General features: G+C 34.4%; 18 protein-coding genes. 8 read left to right on the top strand and 10 right to left on the bottom strand.

Annotated features, from left to right (window positions below; translation table 11 throughout):
• Positions 1-63: 63 nt before the first annotated feature.
• The 4 genes from GMB29_RS13810 to GMB29_RS13795 all read right to left on the bottom strand — a co-directional run bounded on the left by GMB29_RS13810 (position 64) and on the right by GMB29_RS13795 (position 4,399).
• The gene (locus GMB29_RS13810) at positions 64-1,434 is read right to left on the bottom strand and encodes a DUF2252 domain-containing protein (RefSeq protein WP_136354484.1); all 1,371 of its coding nucleotides are present in this window, start codon (positions 1,432-1,434) and stop codon (positions 64-66) included.
• 136 nt (positions 1,435-1,570) lie between these two features.
• Entirely contained in the window at positions 1,571-2,761 is a 1,191-nt protein-coding gene (locus GMB29_RS13805) for an SLC45 family MFS transporter (RefSeq protein ID WP_136354482.1), read from the bottom strand.
• Positions 2,762-3,060: 299 nt separating this feature from the next.
• A complete protein-coding gene (locus GMB29_RS13800) occupies positions 3,061-4,065 on the bottom strand; it encodes a hypothetical protein (protein WP_136354480.1) in 1,005 nt (334 codons plus the stop codon).
• Positions 4,046-4,399, bottom strand: a complete 354-nt coding sequence (locus tag GMB29_RS13795) for a PadR family transcriptional regulator (protein WP_136354478.1) — start codon at positions 4,397-4,399, stop codon at positions 4,046-4,048. The genes GMB29_RS13800 and GMB29_RS13795 overlap by 20 nt, the downstream gene beginning before the upstream one ends.
• Positions 4,400-4,658: 259 nt before the next feature.
• Between GMB29_RS13795 and GMB29_RS13790 the strand changes: the two genes are divergently transcribed.
• Entirely contained in the window at positions 4,659-5,516 is an 858-nt protein-coding gene (locus GMB29_RS13790) for a formate/nitrite transporter family protein (RefSeq protein ID WP_136354476.1), read from the top strand.
• 101 nt (positions 5,517-5,617) lie between these two features.
• On the opposite strand, the gene GMB29_RS13785 is transcribed toward GMB29_RS13790, so the two are convergent.
• Positions 5,618-6,343, bottom strand: coding sequence for a hypothetical protein (locus tag GMB29_RS13785; RefSeq protein WP_136354474.1), 726 nt, complete (start codon positions 6,341-6,343; stop codon positions 5,618-5,620).
• 568 nt (positions 6,344-6,911) lie between these two features.
• On the opposite strand from GMB29_RS13785, the gene GMB29_RS13780 reads away from it, so the two are divergent.
• The 6 genes from GMB29_RS13780 (at position 6,912) to GMB29_RS13755 (ending at position 12,237) form a co-directional block, all read left to right on the top strand.
• Positions 6,912-7,130 carry a hypothetical protein gene (locus GMB29_RS13780; protein WP_136354472.1) on the top strand — a complete coding sequence of 73 codons (219 nt, stop codon included), beginning with the start codon at positions 6,912-6,914 and terminating at the stop codon, positions 7,128-7,130.
• A gap of 56 nt (positions 7,131-7,186) precedes the next feature.
• Positions 7,187-7,369, top strand: coding sequence for an FtsK/SpoIIIE domain-containing protein (locus GMB29_RS28095; RefSeq protein ID WP_136354470.1), 183 nt, complete (start codon positions 7,187-7,189; stop codon positions 7,367-7,369).
• Positions 7,370-7,585: 216 nt separating this feature from the next.
• Positions 7,586-7,825, top strand: coding sequence for a hypothetical protein (locus GMB29_RS13770; protein WP_155443894.1), 240 nt, complete (start codon positions 7,586-7,588; stop codon positions 7,823-7,825).
• A 413-nt stretch (positions 7,826-8,238) separates the two neighbouring features.
• Complete coding sequence (locus GMB29_RS13765; protein ID WP_136354466.1) at positions 8,239-9,483, top strand: hypothetical protein; 1,245 nt, start codon at positions 8,239-8,241, stop codon at positions 9,481-9,483.
• A gap of 457 nt (positions 9,484-9,940) precedes the next feature.
• On the top strand, positions 9,941-11,176 hold the full coding sequence (locus GMB29_RS13760; protein WP_136354464.1) for a hypothetical protein: 1,236 nt from the start codon (positions 9,941-9,943) through the stop codon (positions 11,174-11,176).
• Between the two features lie 224 nt (positions 11,177-11,400).
• Positions 11,401-12,237 carry a hypothetical protein gene (locus tag GMB29_RS13755; protein ID WP_136354462.1) on the top strand — a complete coding sequence of 279 codons (837 nt, stop codon included), beginning with the start codon at positions 11,401-11,403 and terminating at the stop codon, positions 12,235-12,237.
• A 467-nt stretch (positions 12,238-12,704) separates the two neighbouring features.
• On the opposite strand, the gene GMB29_RS13750 is transcribed toward GMB29_RS13755, so the two are convergent.
• From GMB29_RS13750 to GMB29_RS13740, 3 genes are all read right to left on the bottom strand, one after another.
• Positions 12,705-12,944 (bottom strand): glutaredoxin family protein, encoded by a 240-nt coding sequence (locus GMB29_RS13750; RefSeq protein ID WP_136354460.1) that lies wholly within the window; start codon positions 12,942-12,944, stop codon positions 12,705-12,707.
• Positions 12,941-13,270: a bacillithiol system redox-active protein YtxJ gene (gene ytxJ, locus GMB29_RS13745; RefSeq protein WP_136354458.1), complete on the bottom strand. Its 330-nt coding sequence runs from the start codon at positions 13,268-13,270 to the stop codon at positions 12,941-12,943. Before ytxJ ends, GMB29_RS13750 begins: the two co-directional genes overlap by 4 nt.
• A gap of 367 nt (positions 13,271-13,637) precedes the next feature.
• Complete coding sequence (locus GMB29_RS13740; RefSeq protein WP_136354456.1) at positions 13,638-14,600, bottom strand: tyrosine-type recombinase/integrase; 963 nt, start codon at positions 14,598-14,600, stop codon at positions 13,638-13,640.
• Positions 14,601-14,872: 272 nt separating this feature from the next.
• Between GMB29_RS13740 and GMB29_RS27705 the strand changes: the two genes are divergently transcribed.
• On the top strand, positions 14,873-15,007 hold the full coding sequence (locus tag GMB29_RS27705; RefSeq protein ID WP_264766575.1) for a hypothetical protein: 135 nt from the start codon (positions 14,873-14,875) through the stop codon (positions 15,005-15,007).
• Positions 15,008-15,188: 181 nt separating this feature from the next.
• Here the strand turns inward: GMB29_RS27705 and GMB29_RS13735 are convergent, their stop codons facing one another.
• On the bottom strand, positions 15,189-18,386 hold the full coding sequence (locus GMB29_RS13735; protein ID WP_136354454.1) for a DEAD/DEAH box helicase: 3,198 nt from the start codon (positions 18,384-18,386) through the stop codon (positions 15,189-15,191).
• A 153-nt stretch (positions 18,387-18,539) separates the two neighbouring features.
• On the bottom strand, positions 18,540-19,475 hold the full coding sequence (locus GMB29_RS13730; protein ID WP_136354845.1) for a TRM11 family SAM-dependent methyltransferase: 936 nt from the start codon (positions 19,473-19,475) through the stop codon (positions 18,540-18,542).
• Positions 19,476-19,594: the final 119 nt, after the last annotated feature.

Raw genomic sequence — 19,594 nt, 5'->3', positions numbered from 1 at the left:
AAAAGAATTCCATAATAATGTATGGAATCCTCTCATTTAACAGTATTCTTCTTTTTTAACTTTCTATTTATCTCCTAAATGATGATCTTGTTCTGTATCTTTAAATTCCTTTTTCACCCACTGAAAAAATATTTCATAATCGTTTTTAACTTGTTCCTTGTAAGTTATGGCAGAGAAAACAATCTGAGCACAGAATGTATTGAATTCATTTCCAATAGCTTTTAAAATTTCTACCTCACTATGATGTGAAAATAAATCAGCTTGAAAATCAACATCTGAACGAGCGTGAATTTTCGCCGTAATTCTCCCCATGCAGTCAAGCGTTAAATCAATATCTTCTATCGATTTCAGTTGTTGTGCTTTTACTTTCTTTTTATAAGGAGATCGCTCCCGAACATAGAAATGGCGGTTCTCTATTGTCAAATAGCCTAAATAGGGATCTTCGAGATGATGCATAGCTTTTTGTGTGGCAACAACCCGTTCTCCTTGATGTTCATATTTCTGCCAAAATTTTTCCCTGTAGAATAAAAAGTATGCTGGTATAGGCGTACGTACTTCTTTTACTTCTAATACTAAATCATCGATTCCGTAAGATTCTTTTCCACCTTCAACCAAAATATAATAGCGATCAAGTCCGATTGAGGCTGTTCCTGAACCATGTTTACGAGCCACATCCTTTATCGTATAAAAAGAGCTATCCTTTTTGTTATCATCATCTAATGAATGAAAATAATCCTCTGATATAGAGTCAAGTGTTCCACGTTCGATAGCACTCACAGGCTGTATCTCATCAGACCAAGCGAAAACACGTTTGTTTTCTTCATTTATATACGTTATATCTTTTAAAAGATGATTTCGCTGTCTTTTAACTAATTTTTTTAGAATTTTCTGGACAGGTCCTTTTGTATTATCCTTTGTGAACGTCAATGTGAATGGATCATCCTTTGACTTTACAAATCTGTTTAACTGACGATAGTATGATGTAAGATATGTAATGATTCTCTCCTTTTGTTCTTCTTCACTAAGTGATAGTGCGTCACAAAACAAAGCAATGCTTACAGACATACGTAACACATCATATAAATACGAGCCAATATATCCCTCATCAAAATCATTTACATCATATACAATTTCCCCTAGCTCATTTTGAAATGCTCCAAAATTATCCATATGTAAATCACCTTGAATCCATGTTGGTTTATCTTCTGGAGTATGATAAGAAAAAGGAATTTTCGTCATATCATAATAAAATAAATAGGCACTGCCTCGAAAAAAACGAAAGGGACTTTCCATCATTTTATGATATTTTTCTTTTCTTTCCTTTACATCTAACTTCATACACTGATTATCAAACTCATTCATAATTGTTTCGATGATATGTTTTCGCAAGACATTTTTCGTATTTTTTACACGATCAAGCATTAATAGATTCATAATCCTACAAACACCTTCCTGAAATTAAACATAGTAAATTCGTTTTATTGTTTTAATTCTATACTGATATTATCTCATAAAAAAATATTTAGATTTGACAATGCCTTTATCTAACTTATACCCGTTATAAGCAAGGCTACCATTTATCAGGAGAAGAAGCCTGTTCAGTGCTTTTAGAAATAGTAACCTTTAGCATACATGTTAAGGCAAGAAGCATACTCCCTGCAGCTGTATAAAATAAAATCCCAAACCCAAATAAATCAATTAATAGACCTAAAGATGGTGGTGAAATAATAGCTGCTAAAGATGAAACCAAGTAATATAGACCTGTTCTAGTTCCAAAGCTTTGTTCAGTTCCAGTAGAAACGATAAAAGGATATGCATTGATATTAATACAAGCCCAAAAAATCCCGCCAACTAATAAAAGAGCTCTTAAAAAATAGACAGATTGTATTAAATTTAAAAGGAGAAAAATAAAAACCAAACCTATTATGCCAATTAGAATCATTTTTTTCTTTCCGAATCTTGCACCAAGGATCCCGCTTGGTATGGCGGTTAAGACAAAACTTAAAGAAAAAAATGTTAAAGAAAACGCGGAAGAACTATTTGATAGGCCAAGCTCATTTACACCATACAACGTAAATAAAGCCTCCATCCCTTGAATCGCAAAAAACCAAAAAAAGATTGCAGCTAACAAATAAATTGTTGGTGAATTTAATTCTTTTTTGTAATTAATTTTTGGAGTCATTGTCATTGCCGTTGAAATTGTATCTCTTTTTTCGTTAATAGTTTTAAAAACAACCAATAAAGCAATTAAAAAAATCGCTGAAACGGCTAAAAACGGTAAGAATTCTTCAATATCATATAGGAAAGAACCTACACTAAATGCTAAAATTGCCCCACAACCACCCATGAAGTTAATCACACCATTTGCTTTTGTACGTTCAGGTTCTGGAGTAATATCAGGCATTAATGCAATTGTCGGCGACCTGAAAATGGCCATTGATAAGTTCATACATACCATAAAAATAATTAGTGATACTAAATTAAAATGGAATGGAATAAGGGCAAAGAATAAAGCAGCTAATGGCATGCCGATTAGCAAATAAGGCATCCGCCGTCCGAATCGAGTATTTGTTCGATCACTTCGTTGTCCGATGTATGGTTGTAAAAAGAGGGCGAAATAATTATCAATTGTCATCAAAAATCCAATCAATGCCGTACTAGCAAGATAATGATTAAGAAAAAATGGCACAAATCCATTATATAAAGCCCATCCGATACTAATACTGAAAAATCCAAACCCTAACAGCCATATTTTTTTCATCGCAGTACACCTCGCATGTCGATGATACTATAGAAATATTCAATTAAATCGCAGCTTTCATAGCATGTGCTAAAAATTGATTAATTGTAATATGCCATAATCAGTATGGTTATTTGTTTTTTCCAAAAAAAAGAAGTGCTATTATACTATGCGAATTAGCACTCCCTTTTGCTTATTTTATTTTTTATATGTGTTTTAATCTGATTATGATCCTGCGCATCTGATAAAATCTGAAGATAACATCAAGGGTTTTAATAAATAAATTAGCCTACTAAATAGAAAGATTAGTATTATATCAATTAATGATGCCTAGCTTTTCGAAAACCATCTAACACATTTATTATAGCAGTTACGACAAAAATGAGAATGATACCACCAACTAACCATGCTTGAAATTGACCAGCTGTTAAATTAAATAGATCAGTCATATATAATATAAATTCTTGCTGCAACAAGTCAGGATTAATTACTATCACGGTGGTTACAATTGTTGCGATAACCTCGATAACCGCATTAAAAAGTGCAACTTTTTTCGTCCACTGTCCTTTAATGAATTTATAGATAGCTAATGTTATTTCTAATCCTATGACAATTACAACAATTACCCAATAACGAAACAGCACTTCTTGGTTTAATGCTGGAATGATAAAATCTAATCCGTTTCCAATTCCTTTATATACACCTACAAGATGATTTGCATAAAAATAAAGAGTTGCCCAAATAGCTGTCCACAGTAAACTACCAAATACTTCGCATTTTGTAATCGCTTTTTTCTTTGGAATATATGTGATATTTTTTAAATCATCTGGTGTCCATTTATTAAAACTTGTTGTTAACGGTTGATTATCTTTCCTTTTATCAGTGCGTTCAATAATGGCGAAAACGAGCGTTAACCAGAAAAAAACTTGAAAACCAACTTCTAGAAGTCCCCATATTCCTTCACCCATTATGGCAAGAACGACATTGAGAACTGCTTCTTGCCCACTATATCCAATAAAATATTCTGTGATCATTGAGAGTAACACGACAACACCTGCAATCGGTAAGATCATTTTTAATAATGATAGATAGATATCATAATAACGCGGACCTATAAGGTGCAATGGCTGGTCTCGGTAGCCACTGGCTAATGTTACGGGGTTACCTAATTTTTCAAGCGATAATTTTACATCTTCCTCTGTGTAATTATCAGGCAGCATATCCTCAATTGTTGACCGCAATTCAAGCCCAATGTCCTCACGGCTTTTTTCAGGCAGCCTTCGAGTAACTTCTTGGATATAAATCTCAATCAAATTCTGTTTCATCATCTTCCTCCTCTTTTATTAACCCATATAGTTCTTTAGAATTCTTGATCCATTCTTTTTTTAACTGTATAAAAATTTCTACTCCATATTCACTTAAAACATAATACTTACGTGGTCTGCTCTCTGAAGTATCCCAACTACTTGTCACAAGCTCCTGTTTTTCTAAACGGCGAAGTAATGGATATAGTGTACTTTGGTCAATTGTAATACCTGACTGTTCCAATAATTGTACTAGCGAATATCCATACTGCGGAGTACGTAATTGACTTAATACCGCCAATGTCAAAGTCCCTCTTCTAAGCTCTGTTATTAAAGAATTCAGTAATGTACTCATTCACCCACCTCGTTTTCAAATACTATATGTCATACACTATATGGTTTATACTATGTGCCATACAGTAATGTTGTTACAACATCAATTACAATTTTTATAATTTTATTTTTGTAAGGATTATATCCCATGAAAATGGTTGCGAAAGGAAAATATCTATTTTGTGTCTAAAACACTTAAAAACTTCTTCATAAATTATAAACCCGTATGTTTTAAATTTATGATCTCGGGAAACTGATTAGAAAAAGCATAGGAGAATGATATGAATAAAAAAACCAAACAAAATAACAAACATAGTCTTTATCCAAAAAGACAATATTACTTTCCTGAACAAATAATGGAATCCTTTATGTTAAAAGGAAAAGAATCACTGCAAATGACTGGACGAGCTCAATTTATACTCTCTATTTTGGCAGGAGCGTTTATCACCTTTGGTGCGCTTGCTTCAGTGCTATTGTCCATAAATGTTAAAGACGATGGTATTTATAATCTTTTATCTGGAATTGGCTTTGCTATTGGCTATACAATGATTTTCCTTTCAGGTTCTATTTTATTTACGGAAATAAATGTTTTACTGCCTAGTTACATATTTAACAGTAAGGATCATATAAGCAAAAAACTATTTCAGTTTCTATTGATTTGTTATTTTGGAAACTTTTTAGGGGCTATTTTTGTTGGTTTTTTATTAAATCTTTCTGGGTCATTAGATAAAGAATTTTATGAGGGTCTACTTGTATTTGTAGAAAAAAAAATGCACTTTACAGAACGTGGTACATGGGGCTGGTTTCAAGTCCTATTTTCAGGAATTTTAGCTAATTGGCTTATTGGAATGGCAGCTGTTCTGGCCACTGCTGCAAGGGATGTTGTTGGGAAAATTTTAGGGATTTTTCTTCCTGTTATTATTTTTGAAGCAGGTAATTTCCAACATGCTGTAGCTAATATGGGATATTTCAGCATCACATTGTTAGAAGGATTTAACATTAGTTGGCTACAATTGATTTTATTAAATATCATCCCTGCTTCAATTGGTAATTTAATTGGCGGAGCTATATTGGTATCCCTGCTTTTCTCGATTGCCTTCAAAGAAAATATAAATGATGAAGTGACTGAAGAGGAATAAAATCTATTAACTTTCTTTCTACTTAAATTAAAATAGACCAACCATTGAAAGAACAGGTGGTCTATTTTAATTTTATACAAATATAGTCAGGCATTGACTTTCTATCCATTATTCATAATCATGGCATGTGTATGATTTTTCAATTCCTCTTCCATGACTTCGATATCTTTTTTAAATTTCTCCTCAATAATCTTTTTAGAACCGAATATAAAAATTTGATCCCCTTCATGGATTTCTGTATTATAAACATGCTTTTTAATGATCAAATCACCTCTTTTAATAAATAATATAACAAATTCTAATTCTTCATGACCTTTTATTGCTTGATTTAATGTTTTATCTAGCAAATATGACTCTTTAAAAACATGGAGATTTAACACATGATCATTCTCATCTAATAAAAAAACCTCTCGTATCGGTAAATCAATTACTTCAATTTTATTCCGCATTTTTTCGTTAAATAATGTAGATAACTTATTCTGAATAAAAGATAGTTTTAAGATACCAAGAATAAGTAATAATCCTCCCGCAACGAAAAAAATTTCTTTTGTTCTTAAATCATCTGATAAATATGAACTAATTGTTGAAATAATAACAGCAAGTGAAAATGCTCCAAATAGAATAAGAAAAATGGCTAATTTCCTTCGAATTGGATGACCTAAAATTAGTTCAGATTCTCCTGTCGTAAAACCAGTGCCTGTCATCATAGAGATTACCTGGAATCTAGATACCTCTAACTTTAATCCAGTTGTCCAAAATAAAATAGTATGGATTTCAATTACAGCTATGATGATGATGAAATAGATTAATAAAAATAATATATTCATTTTTACACCTCATTTTAGATTTGAATTGTTTCGGAAAGTTACATTTGGAAAGTTACATTTGGAAATTTTACATCCTTATAGTTTACTAAAAAGTGAAAAATCTTCATAAAATTGGTTGGGGTATTAATACCCCAACCAGCATATAAAAACTATACTTTTCTTTGAAGAACTTACTCTATTGCATTCTCTTCTATTTTGATTACTTAATTACATATCACCTATTTATGTCGTAATCTCGTTATATGATCAATACCCTGTTCAACTAATATAAAACATTGTATTTCGAAGAACTGCTATTCATCATCATCAAGATTAATAGAAAAAATATGACTATAAAAAGGTAGCAATGAACTAAAATTAACTGACTGATCTAATGTATACTTCCTTTCTTATATCTGTAGGATTGTATGACTTCCTTTTATCAATAACATCTTTAAATAATGCCAACGGTCTAAATCGATGTTTTACTAAATAATTTATAAAGAGAGATGAAGAACTTTCAAAAAAAGTTTCTAAATCAGCTCATTGTGATGTGATCAATACCACCTTAAAAGGAGGAGATCAAAAGATGGTTGTCATTCATTATTTTGAAGATAAAACTTTATTATTAAGTCAGCTGGTAAAACAAATACCTTCAATTGATGAAAATATAAAAATTAAAGGCCGCAAAGGTAAGGTTTTAAGTGTAAAGAATGTTGAAGGAAACCATGTCCATGTATATGTAATGTTTGAAAAAGTAGTCAAACAGCAAGCACTGTCAAAAGAAACAAAAAAGAAAAAGAGATAATATTTTTATTAATATGCACAACAATTCATGCTCTTTATAAGAAACTGCTACGAAACATGAAAAAGGACTGTCATATTTTAATAGACAGTCCTTCCTTAACATTGTGTTTAAACGAAATTATGAATGTATCATATATCCTTATAGCTGGGGAAACAGGATCCGGTAAATCAACACAATTACGTTCAAACCTTACAAGTTTGATCCTAACTAAGAAACCGAGCGAATTGGAGTTTAACTAGGGGATTAGGAAGGTTGAACATGTGAAGTGTGTGTTAAATAATGTTAAGGATATTGCTGAAATGCTGCATCATATCAAAAGGTAGTTAGATGAAAGAAGCGATTTAACGGAAATATTCGAGGTAAGTCAGATTGATGACCTTCCAGAAGAACATAAAAAACCTTACATCGTGGTATACATCGATGAATTTGTGATGCTGCGTAAAGATGAAACGGTAATGGATATTTTAACGGATAATGTAGCGATAGGAAGAACGCTTGGAGTGTTCGCTGAAGAATCATCTTGCGATGAGGAAGCAGAAGTAACATTTACAAAAGAAGGAACAGTTCAATGGGTAGATGGAGCAGGAACAAATGCAGGAGAATATGAAGAAAATACCGATAATGTATATACATTTAACTTAAATGACCTTGCCTTTACAGCAACTTTAGATGAAAATCAATCAAACCACAATTGAAGTGGGCGGAGCTAATGTCGAAGAAAGTTGTACATTTAAAAAGCAGAAGGATTAACTGATAAAATGTCTTTAGATCACATAAAAAAGCTGCATAAAACCCCACTTTTTTATGCAGTCGCCAGGATTCTTGAGAAGCCAGAAACGTTGATAAATCAACGATGTATAAAATCATGTATAAACGATAAAATCGGCTAAAAGCCAAACCCTTGAACCATCAGGATTTGGCCTTTTTGCATACTTCTTATAGTTGGTTTTATGTTAACTGAGTCTGTATATAATATACATTTCTTTATTTGAAGTAGATACTGTCAGTATGTCCAATCACCTTTTAACTTGCAAAATAAACTACTAATATAAAAGATTAGTTCTAGTCTTTCATGTTGATTCTAAACTAAAAGAAAGGAGAATGAAAAATGGCTAATCCAAATCGTGTTCGAAATGGTGGATTTGAGCAATCTATCACGCTACCAGCCTTGCCTCCTTTTTGGTCGGGAACTGGTTCAACCGAAACTGGTACTCAATTGTTGGAACATACTAATGCACGGCTTAATCCTGGTGAGAATATCTCGCAGGAATTGTTACCTTTACAGGTTGGTGAAATTTATCAATTCCAAGCCGCTTTTAGCATTATTAGCCCTCTTACTGGTACACTTGATATCGGAATTACTGGGCAGCCAGCTCGACGTTTTCAAGCAATTAATATAGAAGACGGCAATGAATATTCCTACTACAATTTTGACTTCACAGCTACTGTGCCAAGTGCAACATTAACAATCGCAAACAACACCGACGCCGATGTGTTTATCGATGTTGTATCCGTAAAATTAACTAATCCAAATCTCGTTCGTAACAGTGGATTCGAGCAATCTATCACGCCAGCCTTGCCTCCTTTTTGGTCGGGAACTGGTTCAACCGAAACTGGAGGCACTCAACTGTTGGGAGATACTAATGTACGGCTTAATGTCGGTGAAAATATCTCACAGGCTTTGTTACCTTTACAGGTTGGTCAGATCTATCAATTTCAGGTCGCTTTAGATACTACTGCTACTGCAGGTACAATTGATATCGCTATTACTGGCATCACAACTCGACATTTTCAAGCTAACATAAATCCTGGAAATTATTCCTACTACAGTTTTGACTTCACAGCTACTGTGCCAAGTGCAACATTAACAATCACAAACAACACCGGTCCGATCGGAGGCGCAGATGTCAAAATCGATGTTGTATCCGTAAAATTAGCTAATCCAAATCACGTTCGAAACGGCGGATTCGAACAATCCACCCCAACGGCCTTAGCTCCTTTTTGGTCAGGAACTGGATCCACCGAAACTGGAGGCACTCAACTGTTGGGAGATAATAATGCACTCCTTAATCCTGGTGAGAATATCTCGCAGGAATTGTTACCTTTACAGGTTGGTGAGATTTATCAATTCCAAGCCGCTTTTGAAACTGGTGGTGGCGGTACTACTGGTACAGTTGATATCGGAATTACTGGCATTACCACTCGACATTTTCGAGCTGCAAGGATGGTAGATGCTGAATATGCCTACTACAGTTTTGACTTTAAAGCTACTGTTGCAAGTCCAACATTAACAATCGCAAACAACAGCAGCGCCGATGTCAAAATCGATGTTGTATCCGTGAAATTAGCATAAATTAGGTTAAAAGGATCTTCCGTTAGGGGGTGTTGACAAATACCTCTTCAAACAAAAAGAAGATGAATCTCTACTAAATGTAGTGTTCATCTTCTTTTTTATTCACTATATTCTGTATCTAGTAATGAGACTCTTTAGTTTGTCAACAGCCCCATTAGAAGATCCTTTTTCAGTTCCGAAAATACCTCATTATGTAAACTAAGTTTGTATATGATATACATTTCTTTATTGGAAGTAGATCCTTTTTTCAGAAAAAACGTGTAAAAGTAAAGAAACTGTCATGACTCGACAATCTGATAAAAGCACAATTTTACAAGAAAATCTATTCATTTTTATAGAAAACTGTTTTTCTCAATCAGTATGTCCAATCATATATCAACTTACTAAATAAACTATTAATGAAGAAAAATTATTTCTCTTCATTTCGATTCTAAACTAAGAGAAAGGAGAATGAAATATGGCTAATCAAAATCGCGTTCGAAACGGCGGATTCGAGCAATCCACACCACCTGGTGTAGGTCCTTTTTGGTCACCTATTGGCGGTGCCGTAAGTGAAACAGGCGTCCAGCTGTTGGGTGATAATAATGGACGGCTTCCTGCTGCCGGAGATAGTATTTCGCAACCATTAAAACCATTAGAGGTTGGTCAGATTTATCAATTCCAAGCTGCTTTTAGCACAGACAGTGCTAGTACTGGTACAATTGATGTCGATATTACGGGCATCACAACTCGAAGTTTTCAAGGAGCGAATATAGAAGCTAGTGAAGAATATGTCTACTACAGTTTTGACTTCAAAGCTACTGTTGCAAGTCCAACATTAACAATCACAAACAACACCAACTCCAATGTGGTAATAGATGTTGTGTCTGTAAAATTGGCTAATCCAAATCGCATTCGAAACGGCGGATTCGAACAATCCGCCCCGCCGGCCTTACCGCCCTTTTGGTCAGGAAATGGTTCAACCGAAACTGGCGGCACTCAGTTGTTGGGAGATAATAATGTACGGCTTAATATGAGTGAAAATATCTCCCAGACATTGCTGCCTTTACAGGTGGGTGAAAGGTATACATTCCAAGCCGCTTTTTTCACAAATGCTACTACTGGTACAATTGATATCGGCATTACTGGCATCACAACTCGAAATTTTCAAGGCTTTAAAGTAAATTCTTCAGATTATTCCTACTACAGTTTTGACTTCAAAGCTACTGTTGCAAGTCCGACATTAACAATCACAAACAACACCGACTCCGATGTGACAATAGATGTTGTATCCGTAAAATTAGCTAATCTAAATCACGTTCGTAACGGCGGATTCGAACAATCCACACCGCCGGTCTTACCGCCTTTTTGGTCAGGAAATGGTTCAACCGAAACTGGCGGCACTCAGTTGTTGGGAGATAATAATGCACGGCTTAATGTCGGTGAAAATATCTCGCAGGCATTGTTACCTTTACAGGTTGGTGAGATTTATCGATTCCAAGCAGCTTTTGAAGTTAGTGGTGGTGGTACAGTTGATATCGGAATTACTGGCATTACAACTCGACAGTTTAAAGGTGATAGTATGGTAGATGGTAATGAATATGCCTACTACAGTTTTGACTTCAAAGCTACTGTTGCAAGTCCAACATTAACAATCACAAACAACACCCTAGCCGATGTGATTATCGATGTTGTATCCGTGAAATTAGCATAACTTAGGTTAAAAGGATTAGATGTTTTTAAACTATCTGGTGCTTTAATTGAAGAAGCAGCATAAAAGGATGTATAGGATATGCACTTATTTTAAGTTTAACTATTTTTCTCAGTCAGTATGTCCAATCACTTTTCAACTTACTAAATAAATTACTAATATGAAAGATTATTTCTCTTACTAGCCTTTTCATGTTGATTCTAAACTAAGAGAAAGAAGGATGAAAGATGACGAATCCAAATCGTGTTCGTAATGGCGGATTTGAACAATCTGCCCCACCTGCTTTACCTCCATTTTGGTCAGGAAGTGGCGAAACTGAATCCGGTGGTACGCAGTTGTTGGGAGATAATAATGCACGGCTATCGCCAAGTGAAAATATCAATCAGGTTTTATTACCTTTACAGACTGGTGAGCAATATCAATTCCAAGCCGCTTTTTTTAGGATTGGTCCAGTTTCGACTATTACAGAAACAATTGATGTCGATATTACCGGAATCTTAACTCGGAAATTTCAAATAGTCAACATACAATCAGACGACTATATCTTTTATAATTTTGACTTTATTGCTACTGGTACAACTGCATCACTAATCATCACAAACAATTCAAACGTAGATGTGAGAGTCGATGTTGTATCTGTAAAGAGGGCTAGTCCAAACCGCGTTCAAAATGGTGGATTCGAACAATCCATTCCACCAAATCTAAGTCCCTTTTGGACAGGTACTGGTCAAACCTTCACTGGTGATCATGAACAGCTATTAGGAGACAATTATGCAGTTCTTTTTGCGAATGAAAATATTTCTCAGGTATTGCAACCTTTGCAGGTGGGTGAGACCTACACGTTCGAAGCAGCTTTTAGCTTTAATGGTCCATCAGTTGGAGCAGTTGAAGTCAGTGTTACTGGAACCCCCCTTCGAAGTTTTCAAGCAGCTAATATCATAACCACAGCCTATGCCTACTACAAATTCGATTTCGTAGCTACAGTTGCAACTCCAACATTAACAATCACAAACAATTCTGGTGTGAATCTAAATATTGATGTTGTATCTGTTAAATTAGCATAACAGAGGTTAAAAGAATATAAAAAACAAGTAGACATGCCTGCTTTCTCAGATTTTGTCTAAAAACTGAAAGGATCTTCATTTGAAGATTCTTTTTCCTTTAAAGCATGATAATCAACAGAATTATAAAATAAATATCTTTGGCAATGTAGTAGTGGTAAATATAAGGATCAGAGTTTTAGTCAGGAATGTTAATTAAAATATCTAAGCCTTTCAAATGATAAAGAAACAAAAGACGTTTTTAACAACAATAAAAACAAGGTTTCAATTTAATCTTTGCTACCGAGGGTGTCTCGAATTTTATGGAGAGCTGTTAATTAGCGGATCAGGAACAATTGTAAGTAATAATGGAATTTTGTTAGGAGATGGTACATCCTTAATGTGTATATCGTTTAGAGAACAAACTAGTATCTAGATGATGGTTTAATAAATCAGAAAAGCCATGATTTTACCTCATGGCTTTTTAGCAATTATTTTTTAATTGATTTAATAAGCTCTTGTAGTTCAGGATTAAACCCTTTAACTGCTTTCTCTCCAACAACTGTTACGGGTACACCCATAAAACCAAACTTTTCGACTTCTTGCTGGTATTCTACACTTGACATAACGTCTCTTACTTCAAATGGAATTTCTTCATCAGTTAGCATTTGCTTTACGAAGTTGCATTCTACACAGCCTTGTGTGGAATAGACGATGACTTTGTTGCTCATACGTTTAGAGCCTCCTTAATGGAATCTTTGGTAATCTTCCAATGAGAAGTATTCCAGCGAACTTCTCCATCTTCAAATAACAATATTTGTGGAGATTCATGTTTAATCGCAAATTCCTCAGCAATATGATTTGATACAGGTCGATCTTCAATGACCAAGACCATGGCAGCTGAAGCTGATTCATTTTCATTCATATATGCTTGGAATTCTTCATTCGCTTTTGCGCTTATCGGGCACGTTGTACTATGTTTTAATAGTAAGTGTTTCCCTGGTTGTTGAACAAATTGATGTAAATCCTCAATACTAGTAAGTTGTTTAATTGCCATATATGACACCATCCTGCTTATAAAATAGATTTTCCGATTACTAACTTTATCACAAGTTTTAAAATATTACTAAAATATTGCTTATTTTTACTAGGATAATGAAAAGATCCATTTAAATGAAAGGCTGTTTTCGTAAACTTTGTTGCTTTTAACAAAGGATTAGGCGTTGTTGATTTCTGCTCCAGGCTGCTCGCTTTCCGCGGGGCGTGCGGTAAGCCTCCTCGGCGCCTGCCGCCTGTGGGATCTCACCTGTCCCGCTTCTCCCGCAGGAGTCTCGCACCTTCCGCTCCAATCAACTTAACAATGTCTGCTGATCAAAACCTATTTATAAAACAACAATCTTTTAGAAAAGAGCGAAACGAAATGATTATTGAAAATACTCACCAATTTCCATTTCCATCGCTCTTTCCTTTTGCTTATCTGAAACATGTGTATATTTTTGTGTTGTATTTAAATTGGTATGACCTAGTAATTCTTGGACTGTTCGTATGTCTGTTCCCCCTTGAACTAAATGTGTTGCAAATGAATGTCGAAGTTTATGACTTGATATTCTTTTTGTTTTGTAGGTGTCAAACTCGCTTTGTGTTTCTAGGTTTTCGCGGATTCGTTCAGTTATCTCCTGAATTCTTCTTCTTGAAATACGCTTTCCTTTTCGTGAGATAAATACCGCATCTTCATGGCCTTTCATCGGGAGTTCTCTTTCATGCTCAATATAATCGATAAGTTGGTTGAAAAGAACTTGTGGTAAAGGGAGGTATCTGGTTTTATTTCCTTTTCCTACTACCATGATGCCTTTTTTTTCTGTATTTATGTATGAACAATTAAGATGATGAATTTCTGTCACACGCAATCCAGCAAAAGCCATTAAACCTAACATTACTTTATTGCGAATAACATGTCTTGATTGACTAACATGTTCAATTTGGCAGAAAAACATTTTAAGTTCATCTTTTTCTAAATAGATCGGTAATGCCCCTGTTCTCTCTTTTGCACTATCTAATTCTGCAGCCGGGTTGCGACTAACAAGCTCGTATGATAATAAGCATCTGTAAAAAGATCGGACTGAAGTCAATCGACGATTCCTTGTTGTTGCACGATTTCCTCTCTTTGACTTCAACATATTCATATACAGAGTTATTTGCATTTTATTAACATGATCTAGGTCTTTTTTTGTTTGCTGGTTTCGTGTAACAAACTCTAAAAACATAATAACATCCCGCAAGTAGTTGTCGATTGTAAAAGGCGAGTAATCTTTATTATCCATATCTGTTTGGAATATCGCTAATTCTTCTTCATACCAGGATTTTACTAATTCCTTACTAGTCTCCATGATGATCCCCCGAATAATTCAAAATTCAATGATTTTAGTATACTATGAATATCAATAAACCGCACATAAGAGATATTATGCGCGGTAATGCTGTAAGAAGCATTTTAAGGACATTAGATTAAATAGATTGGGTAAAGATCCATTTCTTTCATTATACAAAAATAGGAAATTAGTGGTCTGTTTGATAGAAACTTATGTTCTATAAAAACTTGCAATTATAAAACTAACCAAATCAGTAAGAATTATTTTTATTAAGAAAGGAATAAAAGTCTATGTTATGGTTATTAGAAGTATTAGGAGATCTTGGAAAAACAATGAGTGGCTTCCTGTTAAAGATGCCATTAGAGGAAAAAATAAATAGAAATATTGAAAATTTAAAACGACAAGCTCGTTTCAAGAGATGTTAACTAAATACGAAGAATTCTTTTTAAGGATGAAATCGTATAGGAGGGACAAATAGAGAGAAAAGATTAAAATGTAATAAAAGAATGAATAGATTATAAGAGAAAATCTTAGATGTTGTGAAAAATCATTAAGATATGAAAAAAAGATTAGGATTTCTATTTTTAGAATTCCCAATCCTTTTATTTAGATCATTAACATTTCCCTAATGTCCTCTTCAGTCAGAGTTGACAAATTTTTCTCTTCTGAATCTATGATTTCTTCTACTAAATGTCTCTTTTTGTCTTGAAGGTCATTCATTTTTTCTTCGATTGTCCCTTTGGCAACTAGCTTAATCACTTGGACATTATTTTTTTGTCCGATTCGATGTGCACGATCTGTTGCTTGCTCCTCGACAGCGGGATTCCACCATGTATCAAATAGAATAACGGTATCCGCACTCATTAAGTTAAGTCCTGTCCCTCCTGCTTTCAATGAAATAAGGAAGAAATCTCTTTCTCCTAAATTGAATCGATTGCAGATTTCTACTCTTTCTTCTGAAGGAGTTACACCATCAAGGTAAAAGTAAGGCATTTCTATTTTCTGTAACTCTTGACCGATGAGCGCAAGCATACTTGTAAACTGCGAAAAAATCAACACTCTTCTTCCAGAATACTTTGCTTCCTCTACAATTTGCAGCAGCTGATCAAGTTTCGCAGAACTTCCTTTATACCCATTTATAAACAGCCCAGGATGACAACAAATTTGTCTTAATCGAGTGAGTCCAGCCAATATTTTAATGCGATTTTTTCGTATTGTCTCTTTGTCCAGTTGCTTCAAGGTATCGTGGCGCAGTTTTGCTAAATAAGCAGCATAAAGTTTTTTCTGCTCAGGATGCAATTCAACAGATGCAATTGACTCTATTTTTTCAGGAAACTTTGAAAGTACATCCTCTTTCATTCTTCGCAGTAAAAATGGCCTGATTCTTCGAGCAATCTTTTTCTTTGAAAGTTTACTGAATTCCTTTAATCCTAAGAATAAATCTGGAAATACAACATGAAAAATGGACCACAACTCGACGGGTGAATTTTCAACCGGTGTACCTGTTAACGCAAATTTATGATCTGCTTGGATCTTCTTTACAGCTCGAGCTGTTTGTGTCACTGGGTTTTTAAATGCTTGTGCTTCGTCAAAAAACACAGTATGAAAATTTTGCTTCTCATACCATTTAATATCACTGCGTAATAATGGATAGGATGTAATGACTACATCAATTTCATTTACTTTTTTTTGCAGCTTTTCACGTTCTTTTTTTGAACCATCGATAACAAGAGCTTCGACTTCTGGAGAGAACTTCAGGATCTCATTAAGCCAATTATATGTTAAGGATGATGGACAAACAATTAGGATCGGACTATTATTTTTACGGATTTCAGGAAGCTCTGACACGATGAAAGTTATGCTTTGAATGGTTTTACCAAGTCCCATATCATCTGCTAATATCCCACCATATCCATAATGGGCAAGTGTTTTCATCCACTGAAATCCTAGTTTTTGATAATCTTTTAGGATTGAATCTAATCCTTTTGGAACTGCAAACTCCATACTACCTGGGGATTGAATGGTAGTAAGAAACTGTTTAAAGGATGGCTCAAACTTAAAAACATGACTGCTTTCAACATGATCGAGAAGCTGAAGGCACTTTTCCATTGGTACATGCAAATCATTTGTCAGGTCTTTGTTTTGGAGAAGCGGTGAACGAAGATAACGTTGGATTTCTTCAAACTCTCTTGTCTCTAGTGACAGAAGAGATCCATTTCGCAAACGATAATATTTCCGCTTTTCCTCTAAGGCCTGTAGAACATCTTTTATATGTTCATCACGTATGCCATCCAATTCGAATTTAAATTCTAGCCAATTCGTTCTTTCTTTTTTAAACTTTACCCTTATTTGCGGCTGTACATTTCCTCTGAAAATTCTCATTCTTACCGCTGTTGTTGCATATATTTGGACAAGCTTTTGAAGTTTAGGCACAGTATGATACAAAAATTGATACTCTAATTCTTCATTGTGTAAGAAATATCCGCCATCTGTCATCGTTAACGAGCTTTCATTCATCAAATGGAGGATCACATCTTCTTTTTTTATATCCCTTATCAATAAAGAACTTGTTTGGGGATCTCTATTTTCCAATGGGTTTATCATGATATTTCCATAATGAAACTCAATTCCTACAAGCAGGCGATTCTTCACCCTATCCAAGTAAAGCTTTGCATTCAGCGGTGTATGTAATAATTGCTTAGATATAGAGCCAGGTATATTGATATCGCCCAGTCTCTTTAAACCAGGAACAACTTTTTCGAGAAAAAAACCTATTTGTTGCTTTGATATTGGAATTTGATTTGTTCCTGAAGTTTTAATCATCTGTACTAGTTCTGAAAGTCTTTTACTATCTTGACTCTCCAACTTGATTATCTTTCCCTCAAATAATACAGATTGATAAGCGTTTAAAATAACAATCTGATGTAAACCTTGAATCTTAAGTTGATATTCTCTATCCTTCTTTTCTTCAAAATCGAAAAGTAAAGGGAGGGGTTCATCTGATGCATATAGCCCGGTATAGCTTTGTTTTTTATACTCGACTTTTACATGTGGAGCTTTTAATAGTAAAGGAAAAAGCCTATGCCATGATGATGGTGGAATGACTAACATTTGGTTCCTAATAGCTGTTTTCTCTTGTTTAGTGTCAATATACACTGTTTCATCATGATTTACTTTGATGAGTTCCTGAATAACAGCATCTGTCTCTTTTTCAAAGCATTGTATTCTTTGATCATACGTAAATGAAGCGGAAAGTGAGTAAGGTAAACCATCTCTTACATTTTCAAGAAAGGCTTTTATATCATGAATTTTCATTTGATCTATTCTAATTTCTACACCTAGCATGTTTTGCTCGTTAGATACGTTGACAGGATGGAAAATAAACTCTGTATCAAGGACTTGTCTATGTTCAAAGTGTGACTGATATCCACTTGATCGAACAGGGCGAGTATTGAAAAGAGTAAACAAACCTTCTGTCAGATCATGTTTGATTGAAGTTGGATGATGAGGATCGCTTCCGTGTTGTTGATGAGCATAAATTGTCAATAATGCAGCTGCAATATGCTGACAATCCTTATCAAATGAAGCAAGTTTTGGACAGCTGCATTTCGTGATAATTTGAGCACCTGATCCTTTCTCAATGGTAACGTGGAATTCTTCGGACCCAACCACCCTTGCTGTACATTTAGTACTACTATATTGATCAAACAATACTTTATTTGCACGATAAAAAGAATCTCCTCTTTTGAAGGAGACTGTACCACACATTTCTTTAATGATTTTATGACTTAAATTTATATTCAAATGTCAGACTCCTTCCTTGAGGCATCGTGGTATTTAAAATTGATTAGATTTAATTAAACGTTTGTTTAAAAAGTTTTTATACTATGCATCTTATTAATCATAATCCTTCATTTAAAATATAGCAAAAATTCCTCTTTACCTACTACAAGTGGATTATTCACAGACTATAACTTGTCTAACAAAATTCGCTTTTTTAGCCTCGCAACGATCTACTATTTTAAATTGTGCTTGTTCAATGATTGAATCAATAGGTTCAATCGTGATAATGACCACTTTTTTTGCAATCCGGCGTGCACTTTCTAGCATGTCAAGTTTCTCTTCACTAGAAATAACAGAACATAGATTATATGGCATATCGATAATAGCGACATCGAACGTTTCATTGACGTTTTGTATTTCTCTTAATATTACTTCTCCTTTAAGACCGAAATGTGCTATGTTTTCTCGAGCTTTTGTACAAACAAGTGGATTCCTGTCACTTCCAATAATATCGATTCCCATTGATAATGCTTCAATTAGTACTGTACCAATTCCACAGCAAGGATCAATTACTTTAATTTCTTTGTTGTCAGGTACCGCAATATTTACAATAGCTCTAGCTACTCTTGTACTGAGTGCTGTAGAATAACCTTGGGGCTTCTTTTGATGATGTAACCAAATGGCCTCACTTTTGCAATATTCTCCAAAAACCCAGCCTTCCTTTGTTTGCATGATTCCAAATAAAACCTCAGGTTGCACTAAGTCGACTTCACCCTTAATTTGTAAACCAAGTTTGCGTTCAATCATTCGTCTTGCATCAAAACCTACTTTTTCACTTTTATCCAATTGACTATTTTTTATAAAAATGACTTTGTAAGTTGAGTTCAATATCGTTAACGTCTTCACTTGCTCGACAATTTCTTCCAATGTATGTCCCTTATACATCACAGCAATTCTTTCTTTTATAAACGGACTTCTACTTGGATCAATTCGTATTGAGCTTTCTATCATCAACTCTTGAGTATCAAAACCAAAAAATGAGCGCATTTCCAGTTGACACAAAGAGAGTTCATCTTCATTAAAATATGAATAAGTATATAAATAATGCATATGCTGATTGTTAAAGTCCTCCAAGCCCTTCCCACCTTCTCTTGACTATTTCACTTTGAAAACAAATAAAACTGAAAACAGGTTTATTATATTAATCATCAGTTGTAATCGTCGGTACT

The sequence above is a fragment of the Metabacillus sediminilitoris genome, from assembly GCF_009720625.1.
GTDB lineage: Bacteria > Bacillota > Bacilli > Bacillales > Bacillaceae > Metabacillus > Metabacillus sediminilitoris.
The sequence above is the reverse complement of the archived record's forward strand: the minus strand, read 5'-3'. Positions and strand labels throughout refer to the sequence as shown.

Coding starts and splice junctions, on each gene's coding strand:
- GMB29_RS13785 (WP_136354474.1), bottom strand. CDS start 6,343: ATGAATATATTATTTTTATTAATCTATTTCATCATCATCATAGCTGTA.
- GMB29_RS13800 (WP_136354480.1), bottom strand. CDS start 4,065: ATGAAACAGAATTTGATTGAGATTTATATCCAAGAAGTTACTCGAAGG.
- GMB29_RS13755 (WP_136354462.1), top strand. CDS start 11,401: ATGACGAATCCAAATCGTGTTCGTAATGGCGGATTTGAACAATCTGCC.
- GMB29_RS28095 (WP_136354470.1), top strand. CDS start 7,187: ATGAAAAAGGACTGTCATATTTTAATAGACAGTCCTTCCTTAACATTG.
- GMB29_RS27705 (WP_264766575.1), top strand. CDS start 14,873: ATGTTATGGTTATTAGAAGTATTAGGAGATCTTGGAAAAACAATGAGT.
- GMB29_RS13730 (WP_136354845.1), bottom strand. CDS start 19,475: ATGCATTATTTATATACTTATTCATATTTTAATGAAGATGAACTCTCT.
- GMB29_RS13805 (WP_136354482.1), bottom strand. CDS start 2,761: ATGAAAAAAATATGGCTGTTAGGGTTTGGATTTTTCAGTATTAGTATC.
- ytxJ (WP_136354458.1), bottom strand. CDS start 13,270: ATGGCAATTAAACAACTTACTAGTATTGAGGATTTACATCAATTTGTT.
- GMB29_RS13780 (WP_136354472.1), top strand. CDS start 6,912: ATGGTTGTCATTCATTATTTTGAAGATAAAACTTTATTATTAAGTCAG.
- GMB29_RS13790 (WP_136354476.1), top strand. CDS start 4,659: ATGAATAAAAAAACCAAACAAAATAACAAACATAGTCTTTATCCAAAA.
- GMB29_RS13795 (WP_136354478.1), bottom strand. CDS start 4,399: ATGAGTACATTACTGAATTCTTTAATAACAGAGCTTAGAAGAGGGACT.
- GMB29_RS13750 (WP_136354460.1), bottom strand. CDS start 12,944: ATGAGCAACAAAGTCATCGTCTATTCCACACAAGGCTGTGTAGAATGC.
- GMB29_RS13740 (WP_136354456.1), bottom strand. CDS start 14,600: ATGGAGACTAGTAAGGAATTAGTAAAATCCTGGTATGAAGAAGAATTA.
- GMB29_RS13760 (WP_136354464.1), top strand. CDS start 9,941: ATGGCTAATCAAAATCGCGTTCGAAACGGCGGATTCGAGCAATCCACA.
- GMB29_RS13770 (WP_155443894.1), top strand. CDS start 7,586: ATGGATATTTTAACGGATAATGTAGCGATAGGAAGAACGCTTGGAGTG.
- GMB29_RS13765 (WP_136354466.1), top strand. CDS start 8,239: ATGGCTAATCCAAATCGTGTTCGAAATGGTGGATTTGAGCAATCTATC.
- GMB29_RS13810 (WP_136354484.1), bottom strand. CDS start 1,434: ATGAATCTATTAATGCTTGATCGTGTAAAAAATACGAAAAATGTCTTG.